This window comes from Microbacterium sp. No. 7, from assembly GCF_001314225.1.
Lineage (GTDB): Bacteria > Actinomycetota > Actinomycetes > Actinomycetales > Microbacteriaceae > Microbacterium.
In genome coordinates this window covers 2827067-2843632 of record NZ_CP012697.1, presented here as the reverse complement: position 1 = coordinate 2843632, position 16566 = coordinate 2827067, and the positions used below count along the sequence as shown (strand labels likewise).

The window sequence follows — 16566 nt, the reverse complement described above, 5'->3', positions numbered from 1 at the left end:
ACAGGACCGCGTGCGTACACTGACCGGATATGACCAGAGCCAAGCGTGACCCCGAGGGCCGCCGCCGCGCCATCATCGACGCGGCGGCGGAGCTCGTCGTCGACCTCGGGCTCAACGGGGTCACGCACCGCAAGGTCGCCGAGCGGGCGGGCGTGCCGCTGGGGTCGACGACGCACTACTTCGCGTCGCTCGACGACCTGATCGTCGAAGCCCTCGAGACCCTGTACCGGCCCTTCGCCGACATGCTCGCCGTGCTCGAGCACGAGCTGCGGACGACCGACGACCGGCCGCGCGCCGTCGCACGCATGCTCTGCGAGCACCTGGGCGACCCCGCGCGCATCGGCGCCGAGACCGCGTTCTGCATCGCACACCTGCAGAACCCGCGGATGCGCTCGCTCACGCTCAACTGGTACGAGAGCCTTGTCGCGCTGCTCGGCGCGCACACCGACGCCGCCGCGGCGCGCGCGGTCGCGCTCTACGCGAACGGCGTCGTCGTGCAGACCATCTACGAGGACGCGTCGCCGGGCGAGGACGAGCTCGCCGCGGCGATCGCCCGCCTGATGGGCGACACCGCGGCGTAGACTGTCGGCGTGCATCCGTTCTTCCTGTGACAGCCGTGCCCGTCGCGCGCGCCCGGACGAGGGCGCTCCGCCGCGACGGCCACGCATCCTGACTCGACCCCGGCCGTGCCCGGCCCGACGCGAGTCGCTGTCACCCGACGCGCCGAACCCTGTGCAGGGGCCTCTGCGGCGCGTCCGTTCGAAGGACCCTCATGCACACCCCATCCCTCCCTCCCGCGCGCTCGCGCGCCCAGATCGCGCTCGCCGGCGTCAGCGTCACGCGCGGCGCCCGGCGCGTGCTGCACGGCGTCGACCTCATCGTCACCGCGACCTCCCGCATCGCCGTGGTCGGCGAGAACGGCCGCGGCAAGTCGACGCTGCTGCACGTGCTCGCGGGCCGGCTGGCCCCCGACGACGGCACCGTGACCCGCGTCGGGACGATCGACGTCGCCGAGCAGGAGCTCTCCGCGACGGATGCCGGCACGGTCGGCGACGCCGTCGCCACCGCCATCGCCGAGTCGCTCCGCGCGCTCGCCGAGCTCGACGCCGCGGGCGCCGCGCTCGCCGACGGCGGCGCCGACGCGCCCGAGCGCTATGCGACGGCGCTCGAACGCGCGGAAGCCCTCGACGCCTGGGACGCCGAGCGGCGCGTGCGCATCGCGCTCGAGGCGCTCGACGCGGAGCCCGACTGGTCGCGGCCGCTCGCGGAGCTCTCCGTCGGCCAGCGCTACCGCGTGCGCCTCGCGTGCCTCCTCGGCGGCGACGCCGACCTGCTGCTGCTCGACGAGCCGACCAACCACCTCGACCGGCGCGGGCTCGGCTTCCTCACCGAGCGATTGCGCTTCCGGCGGGGCGGCGTCGTGGTCGTCAGCCACGACCGCGCCCTGCTGACCGACGTGGCCGAGACGATCGTCGACCTCGACCCGACCCCCGACGGACGCCCCCGGGTCCACGGCGGCGGCTACGCGGGATACCTCGAGGGCCATCGCGCCGAACGCGAGCGCTGGGAGCAGGACCACGCGCAGCAGCAGACCGAGCGCGCGCGGCTGCGCGACGACCTGAGCGCCGCGCAGGGCCGCCTCGTGTCGGGGTGGCGGCCGGACAAAGGCACGGACAAGCATCAGCGCGCGACGCGGGCGCCCGGGCTCGTGCGCAGCGTGCACCGGCGGCAGGCGGCGCTCGACGCCCACGCCGTGACCATGCCGGTGCCGCCCCAGCGGCTGGTGCTTCCCGAGCTGCGCACCCGCGCGGGCGCGACGCTGCTGAGCGCCGACAACGTGACCGTCGCCGGCCGGCTCGCCGCACCGGTGTCGACGACGGTGCGCGGCGGGGCGAGGATCGCGGTGACCGGCCCCAACGGTGCGGGAAAGTCGACGCTGCTCGGCGTGCTCGCGGGAGAGATCCAGCCGACGACCGGGCGCGTGCACCGGCCGTCCGGCACCCGCGTCGCGCTGCTGCGCCAGGAGTCGACGCTGCCCGCGCAGCGACGCGCGGGCGAGCACTTCCGCGCGCAGGTCGGCCGGCTGATCGCGGCCGGGATCGTCGCGGAGGCGGACGCCGTGAGCCTGCCGGCGCTCGGGCTGCTGCGCCCGGCGGAGACCGACGCGCGGATCGGCGAGCTCTCCATGGGGCAGCGGCGCCGTCTCGACCTGGCGCTCGTCCTCGCGTCGCGACCGCACGTGCTGCTGCTCGACGAGCCGACGAACCACCTCTCCATCGCGCTCGTCGACGAGCTCACCGAGGCGCTGCGCGCCACCCCCGCGGCGGTCGTGCTCTCGACCCACGATCGCCAGCTGCTGCGCGACATCGCCGACTGGCCGCCCATCGCCCTCGGCGACGCCTGACCCCCCGCCCCTGACCCCCGCCCTCACCCCCGCTGGTTGAGTAGCCGCCGGAGGCGGCGTATCGAAACCCGTGTAACGGTCCGTTACATGGATCTCGATACACCCGCGGCTTCGCCGCGGGCACTCGATCAGCGGGGCGGGGCGCGGCAGGGGGCGGTGGGGCGGGGTGGGGGCGGTGCGGTGGGGCGGGCTACGGGGTACGGGGTACGGGGTACGGGGTGGGATCGTGTCAGCGTGTCCCGCTCCTGCGCCCGCATATCGCCGCACTCGCCCACCCATCCCCGCTGGTTGAGTAGCGCGCGGAGCGCGCGTATCGAAACCCGTGTATCGGTCCGTTACATGGATCTCGATACGCCCGCGGCTCCGCCGCGGGCACTCGATCAGCGGGGTGGGGGCGCGCGGCAGGGGCGCGAGGTAGGGCGGGACAGGCCGCGGCGTGGGGCGCGCGACGGTGGTGGACGCATCCCCGCATCCCCGCACTCTGCATCCCGCGCCCGCGTCGCTCTTGTTCGGCCCCGCCTCCCGCCTCCCGCTGGTTGAGTAGCGCGCGGAGCGCGCGTATCGAAACCGGTGTAACGGTCCGCTACGCGGATCTCGATACGCCCGCGGCTTCGCCGCGGGCACTCGATCAGCGGGGTGGGGGCGCGGCAGGGGGCGTGAGAGCGTGCAGCGCGCGCGTGTCGAAACCCGTCCCGCGGTCCGCGGTCCCGTCGACCGACGGGGTTGCCGGGGCGGGGGAACGGAGTAGCGTTCGTGTCATGGACAACGCGCGCGTCTACCGCTACGCCTTCTCGAGCATCTACCCGCTCTACGTGCAGAAGGTGGAGAAGAAGGGGCGCACGCGCGACGAGCTGGACACCGTCATCGGATGGCTGACCGGGTTCGATCGCGCCGAGATGCAGCGGCACATCGACGACGGCTCCACGCTCGAGGAGTTCTTCGCCGCGGCCGACCTCAACCCGGCATCCGAGCAGATCACGGGCGTGATCTGCGGCGTGCGGATCGAGCAGATCGAGGAGCCGCTGATGAAGAAGATCCGGTACCTGGACAAGGTGGTCGACGAGCTCGCGAAGGGCAGGGCCCTCGAGCGGATCATGCGCGCGTAGCCCGCCGCCGGGTCCCTGTGGACAACCGGCGCGGGCCGCGGACGCCCGCCGCTACGCTCCCGGGATGCTCCTGCCGCCCTTCGCCGTCCCCGTCGTCCTCGCTTATGCGGCGCTCGCCGTCGTCGGCGTCGTGCTCTCGGTGGTCGACGTGCGCACGCACCGGCTGCCGAACCGCATCGTGCTGCCGATGTATCCCGCGCTCGCCGTGCTCCTCACGCTCGCGTGCCTGCTCGGCGCCCCGTGGTCGTCGCTCGGCCGCGCGGCGGCCGGCGGCGCGCTCTCGTTCGCGTTCTTCTGGGTGCTGTGGCGGTGCGGCGGCGGCATCGGCGGGGGAGACGTGAAGCTCGCGGGCGTGCTCGGGGCGGCCGCGGCCTGGGTCGCCGCCGAGGCGCTGGCGATCGGCGTGCTGTCCGCGTTCGTGCTCGGCGGCGTGTTCAGCCTCGCGCTCCTGGCGCTCCGGCGCGCGCGTCGCGGCACGGCCGTGCCGTTCGGCCCGTTCCTCGTCGCGGGCATGTGGATCGGCATCGCGCTCGGCGCCCCGCGTTGAGCCGCGCCGGCATCCGTCGCGGTCTATCGTTGACCGATGGTCCCGCCCATCGACGTCGCACCCGGCGTGCGCGTGTTCACGAGCCGCACGATGCTCACGACGTCGACCGTGCTGCATCGCGGCGGCTCCGCGCTGCTCGTCGATCCCGCGTGGCACGCCGACGAGCTGTCCGCCATCGCCGACGACCTCGACGCGCGCGGGCTCCGCGTTGCCGGGGGCGTCGCGACGCACGCGCACCACGACCACCTGCTCTGGCATCCCCGGTTCGGCGACGCGCCCCGCTGGGCGTCGCCGCGCGCGGCGGCGGTCGCCCGCGGCACGCGCGACGAGCTGATCGCGCAGCTCGGCGACGATCTGCCGGCCGCGCTCGTCGCGCTGATGGGCCGGGTGGATGCCATGACCGCGGGCCCCCTGCGAGTCGTGCCCGGTCTCGACGTCGAGCTCGTCGCGCACGACGGCCACGCGCCCGGCCACCTGGCGCTCTGGCTGCCGGGGCAGCGGGTGCTGATCGCGGGCGACATGCTGAGCGACGTCGAGCTGCCGCTGCCGTTCGACCCCGACGACGTGCCTGCGTACCTGCACGCGCTCGACGTGCTGGCGCCCTACGCGCGCCGCGCGGAGATCGTGATCCCGGGGCACGGCCACGTCGGGGGCGACGCGCCGGCGAGGCTCGCCGCCGACCGCCGCTACCTCGACGACGTGCTGCGACGGGGCCGCTCCGGCGACCCGCGCATCGCGAACCCCGGCATGGCCGAGGAGTACGCGCGCCTGCTCGGTGTGGTCGGCCGCTCGCGCTGAGCCGCGGGGACGGTGTGCGCCGCCCCCGCGGCGTCCGGCCGGCTACAGCCGGTAGGAGCTGCGCACGAAGCTGCGGTAGGCGTCGATGAGGCCCGCCTCGTGGTCGTTGCCGGGGAGCATCTCGCTCGTCACGCGCAGGCCGGGGAGCGGCTCGGCCTTGACCAGGTTGAGGAAGCGCAGGCTGCCGATCGCCAGTCGGCGGTAGGCCTCGACGGGGCCCTCCATCTCGTGGATGTTGACCGAGATGTGCAGGTGCAGGTCGTGCGTCGGCGTCGCCTTCCCGAGGGCGTCCGCGTAGCGCGGGAAGACGACGCTGTCGTCGACGAGGATGCCGGGGCTGCCGGCGCCGATGCGGGAGAAGAACCCGTCGCCCTCGCCCAGCGCGTACAGGGCGAGCAGTCCGCCGAACGAGTAGCCGAAGAACCCGACGTCGTTCGTGTCGATGCGGAACTCCTCGGCGATGACGGGGTGCAGCTCCTTCTTGATGAACTCCAGCAGTCGGTCGCCGTGCCCGTCCGCGTAGCTGGCGAAGAACGTGTCCATCGCGCCGTCGAGCATCTCGCCCTCGGGGAGGCCGAAGTGGTCGCGCATGTACGGGTACATCGACGGGGCGATGGGCTCGCCCGGCGGCACGAGGTCGCGATTGCGGATGGAGAGCATCTGCGCGGCGTCCTCGGCGGTGTATCCGATGGCGACCTGCACGTAGGGGCGGCAGGGCACCACGGCCTCCTTCTCGAGCGTGAACGAGAAGGAGACGCCGCCGCTGAGCGGGCCCATGACGTTGCCGTCGGTCACGTACAGCACGGGAAGCGGCTCATCCGTCTGGTGGTAGGCGGCGGGAAGGCTCACCGAGATCGCGAACCTCCCTCCCACCTGCTCGGAGTCGATCTCGAAATAGGGGCCGGCGGCAAGGGGATTGAACATCCCGCCGTCGCGGAACTCGACCATGTGTCTCTCCTTTGAGCTGGTGCGGTCGCCCGTGCGAATTCCTATGAGCCGCACGGAATTGGTGTCAGAGTATCGAGTGGCATCGATCCGGGTCAAGGGGGTCTGCATCGCGCACACGCCGATGACAGGATGGGCAGCATGAAAGAGCTCATCGCGAAGGTCACGGCGTTCGCCCTGCGGCTCAAGATCGTGCGCGCCTTCCTGCGCTACAGCGAGCACCGCGGCGCCATGCTCGCCGACAGCGTCACCTACCGCACCCTGTTCAGCGTGTTCGCCGGCGTGCTGCTCGGCTTCTCGATCGCCGCGCTCTGGCTCGCCGGCAACCCCGAGGCGTGGACGGCGCTCACCGACGCCGTCGACAACGCCATCCCCGGACTGGTCGGCGAAGACGGCATCATCAAGACCGACACGATCGCCGCCCCCGCCGGCCTGTCGATCGCGGGCGTGATCTCGGCGGTCGGTCTCGTCGGCGCCGCGATCGGTGCGATCGGCTCGCTGCGCACCGCCATGCGGCTCGTCGCCGACCGCCCGTTCGACGACGTCCCGGGCTACTGGGTGATGCTGCGCAACCTCGCCCTCGCGATCGGCGTCGGCGCCGCGCTCGTCGCCTCCGCGGCCGTCACCGTCCTCGGCACCGCGGGGCTCGACCTCGTCGCGCAGGCGTTCGGCATGTCGGAGCGGCATCCGCTCATGTCGTTCGCGACGCGCGCGGTCGCGATCGTCGTGACGTTCGCGCTCGACGCGGTCGTCATCGCCGTGCTGTTCCGCGTGCTGTCGGGCGTGCGGGCGTCGGCGCGGGCGCTGTGGGCGGGCGCGCTGCTGGGCGCCCTCGGGCTCACGGTGCTGCAGCAGCTGTCGGGCCTGTTCGTGGGCGGCGCGGCCTCGAACCCGCTGCTCGCCTCCTTCGCATCGCTCATCGCCCTGCTGCTGTGGATCAACCTCTCCGTGCAGGTCATCCTCATCGCGACCGCCTACGTCGTCACGGGCGTCGAGGAGGACGCCGACCGCGTGCGGGCGCGCCACGGCGCCGAGACGTTCGCGCAGCGCCGCGTGCGCCGCGCCGAGGACGCCGTGCGCGTCGCGGCCGACGAGCTGCGCGCGGCCCGCTCGGCCGAGGAGGCCGAGCGCACGGGCGGCGCATAGCCGCCGCGACGCAAGATCGTGTTTCGACGGATGTAACACGGGACGAGTACCTTGATACGGTGACCGAAGAAACGACGCCTTCACGCTCCGCCGATCACCCGCTCGGCGCCACCCATCCGCTCGCGCTCGCGCCCGTCGCGGCGCCCGCCAGCACCGTCGACGGATTCGTCAGGGAGTTCCTCCGGAACCTCAACTTCGACCGGGGCGTCGCGCTCACGTCGTCGACGCCGAACGACCGCTACATGGCGCTCGCGTACACCGTGCGCGACTACCTCATGGCGCGGTGGCTCGAAGACCTGCGCCGCCAGCGTCACGCTCAGGCGAAGGGCGTGTGCTACCTGTCGGCGGAGTTCCTGCTCGGCCGGCAGCTCGACAACAACCTGCTCGCCACGGGCCTGACCGACATCGCCGCCGACGCGCTCGCGCAGTGCGGCGTCGACCTCGACGAGCTGCGCCAGCTGGAGGTCGAGCCGGGCCTCGGCAACGGCGGCCTCGGGCGTCTCGCGGCCTGCTTCATCGACTCGCTCGCGACGCTCGGCGTGCCGAACATCGGCTACGGCATCCGCTACGAGTACGGCATCTTCCGCCAGACCTTCGTCGACGGCCAGCAGGTGGAGCAGCCCGACGCGTGGCTCACCCTCGGCAACCCGTGGGAGTTCCCGCACCCCGAGTCGGCGCGCACCATCTCGTTCGGCGGGCACACCGAGACCTACGACGACGAGGGCGTCACGCGCACCCGCTGGGTGCCCGGCTGGACCGTGCGCGCCGTGCCTTACAACTACATGGTCCCCGGCTACCAGAACGGCCGCGTGAACACGCTGCGCCTGTGGAGCGCCCAGGCCACGAGCGCCTTCGACCTGCGCATCTTCAACTCCGGCGACTACGCGGAGGCGGTGCGCGCGCGCACCTTCGCCGAGAACATCTCGAAGGTGCTCTACCCCGAGGACTCCACGCCGCAGGGCAAGGAGCTGCGCCTGCAGCAGCAGTACTTCTTCGTGGCCGCCTCGATCAGCGACTTCCTCGACGGCGTGCTGCCAGACGACTTCGACCTCGCGAAGCTGCCCGACCGCGTGATCTTCCAGCTCAACGACACCCACCCCGTCATCGGCGTCCCCGAGCTGATGCGCGTGCTCGTCGACGAGAGGAAGATGGAGTGGGACGCCGCGTGGGAGATCACCCGGCAGTGCTTCGCCTACACGTGCCACACGCTGCTGCCCGAGGCGCTCGAGGTCTGGTCGGTCGACCTGCTCGGCCGCCTGCTGCCGCGTCACCTGGAGATCATCTACCGCATCAACGACGAGTTCCTCGCCGAGGTGCGCGAGCGGTTCGGCGACGACGAGATGCGCCTGCGCAACATGTCGATCATCGCCGAGTACCCCCAGCGCAGCGTGCGCATGGCCTATCTCGCGACCGTCGCCGGCGCCAAGGTCAACGGCGTCGCCGAGCTGCACTCGCAGCTGCTGCGCGACAAGGTGCTGCCCGACTTCAACGAGTTCTTCCCGGGCAAGTTCACCAACGTCACCAACGGCGTCACCCCGCGCCGCTTCGTGCGCCTCGCCAACCCCGACCTCTCGGCGCTCATCTCCGAGGCGCTCGGCGGCACGTGGCTCACCGACCTGGAGCGCCTGCGCGAGCTGGAGACGTTCGCGGAGGACCCGCAGTTCCGTCAGGCGTTCGCCGACGTCAAGGCCGCGAACAAGCGTCGGCTCAGCGAGCTGCTGCGCCACCGCGACGGCTTCGAGGTGAGCGACGGCCACATGCTCGACGTCATGGTCAAGCGCCTGCACGAGTACAAGCGGCAGATGCTCAAGCTGCTGCACATCGTGTCGCTGTACGAGGGCATCGTCTCGGGCCGCGTCGCCGCGTCGGAGGTCACGGCCCGCACGTTCATCTTCGGCGCGAAGGCGGCGCCCGGCTATCTCATGGCCAAGCGCATCATCCACCTCATCAACGCGGTCGGGTCGGTCGTCAACGCCGACCCGCGCGTCGAGGGCAGGCTGAAGGTGCTCTTCCCGCCGAACTACAACGTCACGCTCGCCGAGCGCGTCGTCCCCGCCGCCGACCTCTCCGAGCAGATCTCGCTCGCGGGCAAGGAGGCGTCGGGCACGGGCAACATGAAGTTCGCGCTCAACGGCGCGCTCACGATCGGCACCGACGACGGCGCGAACGTCGAGATCCGCGAGCTCGTCGGCGACGACAACTTCTTCCTGTTCGGCATGCGCGAGCCGCAGGTGCAGGAGCTGAGCGACCGCGGCTACCGTCCGAGCGAGTTCTACCAGGCCGACGAGAACCTGCGTCGAGCGATCGACCTCATCGCCTCGGGCGCGTTCTCGGGCGGCGACCGCAGCGTCTTCGAGCCGGTCGTCTCGAACCTGCTGTACGAAGACCGCTTCATGGTGCTCGCCGACTTCACCTCGTACCTCGAGGCGCAGACGAAGGTGGATGCCGCATACGCCGACCAGGAGGCCTGGACGCGCAAGGCGATCCTCAACGTCGCGCGCTGCGGGTTCTTCTCGTCCGACCGCTCGATGCGCGACTACATCGAGCGCATCTGGCACACGCCGCCGCTGCGCTGAGCGGCCGGCATCCAGCAGTTCAACCGCGGCAGAGTGCGGGTGGTCCTCAGCGGCACCCGCACTCTGCCGCGGTTGAGACTCGGGGTCAGCGTGCGTAGCGGTCGGCGAAGGCGCGCAGGATGTCACCCGTGTGGGTCACCGGCATCCTGCGCACGGCGTCGAGCGTGAGCTGCAGCTCGTCGGCCGCGAAGTAGCCGTGCGACGCGTACGCGTGGATGCGGGTCGTGATGCCCTCGACGTCGAGCTCGGGGTGGAACTGCGTCGCGTACACGTTCCGCCCCACGCGGAACATCTGCACGGGGCACGCCTCGCCCGACGCGAGCAGCGTCGCCGACGGCGGCAGCGTGCGGATGGCCTCCTTGTGGCCGACGAACGCGGCGAACGTGTCGGGCAGCGTCGCGAGCAGCGGGTCGTCGGCGCCCGCCGCGGTGCGCGTCACTTCGACGACGCTGATCGGCTCGCGGTAGGTGCCGTCGATCTCCGCGCCCTGGTGCGCGCCGAGCGTGCCGACGCCGTAGCAGGCGCCGAGGAAGGGGTAGTCGCGCGCGACGACCTCGTCGAGCAGCGTGCGGAACTCCGCCTCGACGCGGTGCTGCACGGGCGACTTCTTCCGATCGGGGTCCGACGCGTTGAACGGCCCGCCGCCCACGAAGATGCCGGAGTAGTCGTCGAGGTCGACGGGGCCCAGGGGAGCGGCCTCCATCCGCACGCGGACGAGCGTGCGCTCGTCGAGGCCCGAGTAGCGCAGGAAGAGCTCGTACTCCTCGTCGGCGGGCACGTCTTCGGCACGGGTCGCGAGGAGCAGGAACGGCTTCACCCGATCGATCCTAGGAGCTTCGGCGCGCATGCCCGCTCGTTCGCGGCGATCCGCGCGCGAGTAGACTGGAGCGAGGAGGCAACATGGCCATTGCACGACTGCTGGGGGGGCCGCTCGACGGCCAGATCGTTCCGCTCGGCGACACGTCTCTCGACCGCTACATAGCTCCGTACGGAGAGGGACAGATCGTCTACCACCGTGAGGGTGCGCTCACGCACACCGGCTCGCACGACGGTCCCACCGAGGCGACGTTCCGCTACGTCGGCTCGACGGAGGACATCGCGCCCGACGGCGACGGTCGCGAGGCGTGACGGTGGAGCCGTCGCGTTCGATCGAGATCGAGCGCACGTTCGACGTGGAGGCCGAGACGCCCCTGCCCGACCTGTGGACGCTCCCGGGCGTCGCGAGCGTGTCGCAGCCCGAGCTGCGCGAGCTCGACGCCCTGTACCTCGACGTCTACGACTACGCGCTCGGCCGCGCCGGCTACGCGCTGCGCCGCCGCACGGGCGGTCCCGACGAGGGCTGGCACCTGAAGGGGCCGCGGTCGGCCGACGGCTCGCGCGTCGAGCTGCACTGGCCGCTGGGGGAGTCGGAGGACATCCCCGAGGCCCTCGCGACCGTGGTCTCGGGCGTCGTCGCGGGTGAGCTCAGCCCCATCGCGCGCATCCGCAACACGCGCAACGCGTACCATCTGCGCGACGTCTCCGGCGGCGTGATCGCCGAGTTCGTCGACGACCGCGTGCGCGCCCGCGACGAGCGCCAGGGCGTCGACCGCGCGTGGCGCGAGTGGGAGTTCGAGCTGGGCGCCGCTGCGCCGGCCGATGCGGTCGGCCGCACCGAGCTGTTCGCCGCCGTCGAGGCCGCCGTGCGCCGCGTCGGCGGGGCGCCCGCGGCATCCCCGTCGAAGCTCGGCCGCGCGCTCGGGCTGTAGATCGCAGTAAAGAGATGTGGGGCGGATGCCACCCGGCATCCGCCCCGCTCTCTTGTGTCTCTGGGTCTCTGTTTCCGGGTCTCGATACGCCGCCTGCGGCGGCTACTCGACTCAGAAGTTGATCATGTGACCCGCGAGGCCGTGGAAGCCCTCCTGCAGGGCCTCGGAGAGCGTCGGGTGCGTGTGCACGTTGCGGGCGAGCTCGAGCGCCGTGAGGTCCCACTTCTGCGCGAGGGTCAGCTCGGGGAGCAGCTCCGACACGTCGGGGCCGATCATGTGCGCGCCGACGAGCTCGAGGTGCTCGGCGTCGGCGATGAGCTTGACGAAGCCGACCGGCTCGCCCAGGCCGTGCGCCTTGCCGTTGGCCATGAACGGGAACGTCGCGACCTTGTACTCGCGGCCCGTCTCCTTGTACTGCGCCTCGGTGTACCCGAACGAGGCCACCTGCGGGGAGCAGAACGTCGCGCGCGGCATCATCCGGTAGTCGCCCAGCTCCTGCGTCTCGGCGTCTCCGATCGTCTCGGCCGCGACGACCGCCTGCGCCTCCGCGACGTGCGCGAGCTGGAGCTTGGCGGTGACGTCGCCGATCGCGTAGATGCCGGGCACGTTGGTGCGCATGCGCTCGTCGATGTCGATGGCGCCGCGGTCGGTGAGCGCGACGCCGGTGTTCTCCAGGCCGTAGCCCGTCACGTTCGGGGCGAACCCGATCGACATGAGCACCTTGTCGGCGACGATCTCGCCCTGCGCGCCGCTCTTGTTGTCGGTGTACGTCACCGTCACGGCGTCGCCCGAGTCGACGACCGACTCCACCTTGGTCGAGACCAGCAGGTCGACCCCCAGGCTCTTGTACTGGCGCGCGATCTCCTTCGACACGTCGGCGTCCTCGTTGGGGAGCGCGCGGTCGAGGAACTCGATGATGGTGACCTTGACGCCGTAGTTGGTCAGCACGTAGGCGAACTCCATGCCGATGGCGCCGGCGCCGACGATGACGATCGAGCCGGGCAGGTCGCGCGTGAGGATCTGCTCCTCGAACGTCACGACGTTCTTGCTGAGCGTGACGCCCGGCAGCAGGCGCACGGTCGAGCCGGTCGCGATGATGACGTTGTCGAAGGTGACCTCTTCGGTGCTGCCGTCGCTCTTGGTCACCGTGATCGCCTTCGGTCCGGTGAACGACCCGCGCCCCTCGTACTCGGTGACCTTGTTCTTCTTCATCAGGTAGTGGATGCCCTTGACGCGGCCGTCGGCCACCTCGCGGCTGCGGTCGAAGGCCTTGCCGAAGTCGAGGGTGAACTCGCCCGAGATGCCGAAGAAGTCGGCCTTGTGGGTGAGAGTGTGCGCGATCTCGGCGTTCTTCAGGAGCGCCTTCGAGGGGATGCAGCCGACGTTGAGGCATACACCGCCCCAGTACTTCTCTTCGATGATCGCGGTGGACAGGCCGAGTTGTGCGGAGCGCACGGCCGCGACATAGCCGCCGGGGCCAGCGCCGAGGATGACGACGTCGTAGTGAGGCATGCCTCAAGCCTAGTGCGGAGAGACGAGGGTATTGCTTCCGCGGCGACAGGAATACGATGTCGCTCAGGCGGGGACGGGCCCCGTCGGCGAGAGGACGAGGTGTGCGATGGACGCCATGATGATGGACGCGATGACCCCCGAGATGATGTCGATGGAGGGCATGCCCGCCATGGACATGAAGATGATGCAGGCCTGCATGGACGCGTGCGCGGCGTGCGAGCAGGCGTGCACCGTGTGCGCGGGTCAGATGATGGACTGCTCGGTCGCCTGCATGAACTGCGCCGACATGTGCAACACCATGATGCGCAGCATGATGCGCATGTCGGGCATGACCCCCGCCGCGATGATGGCGATGCTCGACGCGTGCATGGCGATGTGTCAGATGTGCATGGACATGTGCATGATGCACGCCGACGACAGCCCCATGTGCAAGATGTGCGCCGACGCGTGCCGCGCGTGCATGGACGCCTGCATGGCCATGAAGCAGTCGATGATGGCCTGACGGGTCGCAGGCCCGGCCGCTCCCGCCTTCTAGCCCAGGGGAGCGGCGTTGAACAGCTCGCCGCCCACGTTCAGCACGTGGTAGCGCGGGTGATAGGCAACGGGAAGCCCCGCCTCGACGGCCTCGGCAGCGCCGGAGCCGTTCCACAGGACGATCGTCTCACCGTCGAGCGTGTGCACGTCGACGGTGCCGCGCTCGACGGAGACGGCGCCCGCGATCGCGTCGACCCACTCGGCCGGCGTGGCCGACACGAGACGCGCCTGGATGAGATGGACGGCGTGCCCGGGGGCGAACGAGGAGCAGGCGTGACCGTGGACGCACATGCACAGCGCGTCCTGACGCACCGAGGCGGGCGTGAGGCGGTTGCGCTGCGTGGACACGGTGAGGGCTCCTCTGGTTCGGGCTGGATCGTCGTCGTGCCAGGTTAGGCAGCGAGGTGCGCCGGGGCCTAGTCGGCCGACACACGACGCAATATTGCGACGATCGCGATACGGTGAACCTCCGCCCTTCGATGATCGTTCAGATCCGTTAGGGTGGGATGGAGGAGGAGATACGTGCACGAGAACGTCCGACGCGAGAGCGACATCCACCGCGATGCCGCCGACCGGCCGGCTGACGTGACCCAGACTTTCGGGCACGATTCCGACCTCTCCTTCGTCCCCTTCGGCGCCGACCTCACCGACATCGAGCGCGAGGCCATCGCCGCGCTCCCGTCGCGCGCCGCGCTGCTGCTGGTGCGCTCGGGGCCCACCGCGGGCGCACGCTATCTGCTCGACGCCGATGTCACGAGCGTCGGGCGGCACCCCGAGGCCGACATCTTCTTCGACGACGTCACCGTCTCGCGCCGTCACGCCGAGATCGTGCGCACGGGGGCCGTCTTCGAGCTCATCGACCAGCGCTCGCTCAACGGCAGCTACGTCAACGGCGAGCGCGTCGACCGCGCCGTCCTCGTCGACGGCGCCGAGCTGCGGATCGGCAAGTTCCGCCTGAACTTCTTCGCGTCTCCGGCCGACCGGGGGCAGGTGGCCGGGGCGTGAGCCCGGCGTCGGCCCCCCGCGGAAGGTCTTCGGCTGCGGGGCAACTCAGCATTGGCCAGGTGCTCGCCCGGCTGCTGCCGGACTTCCCCGGGCTCACGGCGAGCAAGCTGCGCTTCCTCGAGGTGCAGGGCATCGTCACGCCCGTGCGCACCGCGTCGGGCTACCGCAAGTTCTCGAACGACGACGTCGAGCGGCTGCGCAACGCGCTGACGATGCAGCGCGACTACGGCTTCCCGCTCGCGCGCATCCGCGAGTACCTCGACGAGGGGGAGACGGCCGGTGTGTCGGCCACGCCGGTGCCCGCGTCGATCCTGCCCCCGGCGCGCACCTATCGTCGCGGGGAGCTGCTGAAGACGGCGGGCGCGACGTCCGCGCTCCTCGACGACGCCGTGCGGGCGGGCCTGCTCGCCGCGGCGGATCGCTACGACGAGCACGCGCTCGTCGTGCTCCGCGGCCTCGTCGCCCTCGACGAGCACGGCATCGAGCCACGGCACCTGCGCGGCGTGCGCCAGGCGGCCGAACGCGACATCGCGCTCATCGAGAACGCGCTCGCCCCGCTGCTGCGGCGGAAGGACGCCGAGTCGCGGGCGCACGCGAACGAGGCCGCGCCCGAGCTCGCACGTCGCGTCGACGAGCTGCGCGCCGTCTTCACGCAGGCCGCGCTCGACCGGTTCACGTCGTGACCCGCGCGCGACACGCCGCATCGTGGGAGCGGATGTCGTTGCCCACGCCCGACGCGTCCTCTAGCGTGGAAGGACCCGAGGCACGCGCAGGAGGCGACGATGACGGTGCATGACGCACAGCGGTTCGAGAGCGAGCTGCTGTTCACCGACGGCCTCCCGCAGATGGACGACGAGGTCGGCTACCGCGGCGCCGTCGCCGCGCGTGCGGCCGGCATCACCTACCGGCAGCTCGACTACTGGGCCCGCACCGAGCTCGTCGAGCCGACGGTGCGCGGCGCCAGCGGCTCGGGCTCGCAGCGCCTCTACGGCTTCCGCGACATCCTCGTGCTCAAGCTCGTCAAGCGGCTGCTCGACACCGGCATCTCGCTGCAGCAGATCCGCACCGCCGTCGATCAGCTGCGCGCCGCGGGCATCCGCGACCTCGCGGGCACGACGCTCATGAGCGACGGCGCCTCGGTGTACCTGTGCACGTCGAACGACGAGGTCATCGACCTCGTCAGCCGCGGGCAGGGCGTGTTCGGCATCGCGGTGGGCAAGGTGCTGCGCGAGGTCGAGTCGACGCTGGTCGAGTTCGACCCGCAGGCGCCCGACCCCGTCGACGAGCTCGCCGTGCGCCGCGCGCGCCGCAGCGCCTGACGGTCACGCGAACGCTCCCGTCCGGACGGCACACCGGAGGCGCCGGCCAGCCGGTCAGGACGCCGCGCCGCCGTCGGCGACGCTGATGCGGCCCGTGCGCATGACACGGTCGAGCAGGGCGTCGAAGTTGCCCGCGAGCTCCTGCGCCGAGTCGCCCGGCCAGATGTGCAGGGGCTTGGCGGCTCCCTGCGCCTGCTGCAGCGAGGTGCGCTCGGGCAGCTGAGGGCTGAGCACGAGCGGGCCGAACATGTCGCGCAGCTCCTTGATGCGGAACTGGTGCTCGATCGACTGCGGCCGCACGCGGTTGACGACGATGCCGAGGGGCTGCAGGCGCGGCGAGAGGCCGCGGCGGATCTCCTCGATCGCGCGCAGCGCGCGGTCGGCCGCGGCGACGGAGAACAGGCCGGGCTCGGTCACGACCATGACGCGGTCGGATGCCGCCCACGCCGTGCGCGTGAGGGCGTTGAGCGACGGGGCGCAGTCGATGAGCACGAGGTCGTAGTCGGCCTCGATCGTCGCGAGGGCCTCCTCGAGCTTCCAGACGTCGCGCACGCTGGGATGCGGGCCGTCGAAGTTGATCGCCGACGGGCTGCCGATCATGACGTCGATCGTGCCCGGGTGCACCTTCGTCCAGCCGCTGGAGGTGATCGCCTGACGGACCACCTTCTCCTTGGGGTTGGCGAGGACGTCGGCGATGTTCAGCTTGCCGGCGATCTGGATGTCGAGGCCGGTCGAGACGTCGGACTGGGGGTCGAGGTCGACCACGAGCGTACGCACGCCGCGGGAGAAGGCCGCGGAGGCGAGACCGAGCGTGACGGTGGTCTTGCCGACACCGCCCTTCAAGGAGCTGACGGAGAGTACGTGCACAGTCCACCACGTTACCGTCCCTTAGGCTGTGAACACACTCATACGCGCGGTCGGCGCGG

The 16566-nt window shown here is 71.4% G+C and carries 18 protein-coding genes; 13 read left to right on the top strand and 5 right to left on the bottom strand.

What is annotated here, in order from left to right:
- The first annotated feature begins 29 nt into the window (after nt 1–29).
- The 5 genes from AOA12_RS13200 to AOA12_RS13180 all read left to right on the top strand — a co-directional run bounded on the left by AOA12_RS13200 (nt 30) and on the right by AOA12_RS13180 (nt 4855).
- Nucleotides 30–581 (top strand): TetR/AcrR family transcriptional regulator, encoded by a 552-nt coding sequence (locus tag AOA12_RS13200; RefSeq protein ID WP_054683502.1) that lies wholly within the window; start codon nt 30–32, stop codon nt 579–581.
- A gap of 191 nt (nt 582–772) precedes the next feature.
- The gene (locus tag AOA12_RS13195) at nt 773–2404 is read left to right on the top strand and encodes an ABC-F family ATP-binding cassette domain-containing protein (protein WP_054683499.1); all 1632 of its coding nucleotides are present in this window, start codon (nt 773–775) and stop codon (nt 2402–2404) included.
- A 758-nt stretch (nt 2405–3162) separates the two neighbouring features.
- Nucleotides 3163–3510 (top strand): DUF2200 domain-containing protein, encoded by a 348-nt coding sequence (locus tag AOA12_RS13190; protein WP_054683495.1) that lies wholly within the window; start codon nt 3163–3165, stop codon nt 3508–3510.
- 64 nt (nt 3511–3574) lie between these two features.
- Nucleotides 3575–4057, top strand: coding sequence for a prepilin peptidase (locus AOA12_RS13185; RefSeq protein ID WP_054683492.1), 483 nt, complete (start codon nt 3575–3577; stop codon nt 4055–4057).
- 36 nt (nt 4058–4093) lie between these two features.
- Entirely contained in the window at nt 4094–4855 is a 762-nt protein-coding gene (locus AOA12_RS13180) for an MBL fold metallo-hydrolase (protein WP_054683487.1), read from the top strand.
- Nucleotides 4856–4897: 42 nt separating this feature from the next.
- On the opposite strand, the gene AOA12_RS13175 is transcribed toward AOA12_RS13180, so the two are convergent.
- On the bottom strand, nt 4898–5803 hold the full coding sequence (locus AOA12_RS13175) for an alpha/beta hydrolase (RefSeq protein WP_054683484.1): 906 nt from the start codon (nt 5801–5803) through the stop codon (nt 4898–4900).
- 138 nt (nt 5804–5941) lie between these two features.
- Here AOA12_RS13175 and AOA12_RS13170 point away from each other — a divergent pair, with 138 nt between their 5' ends.
- On the top strand, nt 5942–6946 hold the full coding sequence (locus AOA12_RS13170) for a YihY/virulence factor BrkB family protein (protein WP_082406246.1): 1005 nt from the start codon (nt 5942–5944) through the stop codon (nt 6944–6946).
- A 59-nt stretch (nt 6947–7005) separates the two neighbouring features.
- The gene (locus tag AOA12_RS13165; RefSeq protein WP_054683478.1) at nt 7006–9522 is read left to right on the top strand and encodes a glycogen/starch/alpha-glucan phosphorylase; all 2517 of its coding nucleotides are present in this window, start codon (nt 7006–7008) and stop codon (nt 9520–9522) included.
- Nucleotides 9523–9607: 85 nt separating this feature from the next.
- On the opposite strand, the gene AOA12_RS13160 is transcribed toward AOA12_RS13165, so the two are convergent.
- Nucleotides 9608–10339, bottom strand: coding sequence for a glutamine amidotransferase (locus AOA12_RS13160; RefSeq protein WP_054683475.1), 732 nt, complete (start codon nt 10337–10339; stop codon nt 9608–9610).
- 83 nt (nt 10340–10422) lie between these two features.
- On the opposite strand from AOA12_RS13160, the gene AOA12_RS13155 reads away from it, so the two are divergent.
- Together AOA12_RS13155 and AOA12_RS13150 are read left to right on the top strand one after the other, a co-directional pair.
- Nucleotides 10423–10650, top strand: a complete 228-nt coding sequence (locus AOA12_RS13155) for a hypothetical protein (protein ID WP_054683471.1) — start codon at nt 10423–10425, stop codon at nt 10648–10650.
- The gene (locus AOA12_RS13150; protein WP_054683468.1) at nt 10647–11270 is read left to right on the top strand and encodes a CYTH domain-containing protein; all 624 of its coding nucleotides are present in this window, start codon (nt 10647–10649) and stop codon (nt 11268–11270) included. Before AOA12_RS13155 ends, AOA12_RS13150 begins: the two co-directional genes overlap by 4 nt.
- A gap of 111 nt (nt 11271–11381) precedes the next feature.
- Here the strand turns inward: AOA12_RS13150 and lpdA are convergent, their stop codons facing one another.
- A complete protein-coding gene (gene lpdA, locus AOA12_RS13145; protein WP_054683466.1) occupies nt 11382–12782 on the bottom strand; it encodes a dihydrolipoyl dehydrogenase in 1401 nt (466 codons plus the stop codon).
- 106 nt (nt 12783–12888) lie between these two features.
- On the opposite strand from lpdA, the gene AOA12_RS13140 reads away from it, so the two are divergent.
- On the top strand, nt 12889–13284 hold the full coding sequence (locus tag AOA12_RS13140) for a hypothetical protein (RefSeq protein WP_054683464.1): 396 nt from the start codon (nt 12889–12891) through the stop codon (nt 13282–13284).
- A 29-nt stretch (nt 13285–13313) separates the two neighbouring features.
- Here AOA12_RS13140 and AOA12_RS13135 read toward each other — a convergent pair whose 3' ends face one another.
- Complete coding sequence (locus tag AOA12_RS13135) at nt 13314–13664, bottom strand: hypothetical protein (RefSeq protein ID WP_054683461.1); 351 nt, start codon at nt 13662–13664, stop codon at nt 13314–13316.
- Nucleotides 13665–13838: 174 nt separating this feature from the next.
- Between AOA12_RS13135 and AOA12_RS13130 the strand changes: the two genes are divergently transcribed.
- The 3 genes from AOA12_RS13130 to AOA12_RS13120 all read left to right on the top strand — a co-directional run bounded on the left by AOA12_RS13130 (nt 13839) and on the right by AOA12_RS13120 (nt 15640).
- On the top strand, nt 13839–14321 hold the full coding sequence (locus AOA12_RS13130; protein ID WP_054683458.1) for an FHA domain-containing protein: 483 nt from the start codon (nt 13839–13841) through the stop codon (nt 14319–14321).
- The gene (gene ftsR, locus AOA12_RS13125; protein ID WP_054683453.1) at nt 14318–15004 is read left to right on the top strand and encodes a transcriptional regulator FtsR; all 687 of its coding nucleotides are present in this window, start codon (nt 14318–14320) and stop codon (nt 15002–15004) included. The genes AOA12_RS13130 and ftsR overlap by 4 nt, the downstream gene beginning before the upstream one ends.
- A gap of 99 nt (nt 15005–15103) precedes the next feature.
- Nucleotides 15104–15640 carry a MerR family transcriptional regulator gene (locus AOA12_RS13120; protein ID WP_054683452.1) on the top strand — a complete coding sequence of 179 codons (537 nt, stop codon included), beginning with the start codon at nt 15104–15106 and terminating at the stop codon, nt 15638–15640.
- Between the two features lie 54 nt (nt 15641–15694).
- Here the strand turns inward: AOA12_RS13120 and AOA12_RS13115 are convergent, their stop codons facing one another.
- Complete coding sequence (locus AOA12_RS13115) at nt 15695–16507, bottom strand: ParA family protein (protein ID WP_054683451.1); 813 nt, start codon at nt 16505–16507, stop codon at nt 15695–15697.
- Nucleotides 16508–16566 lie beyond the last annotated feature (59 nt).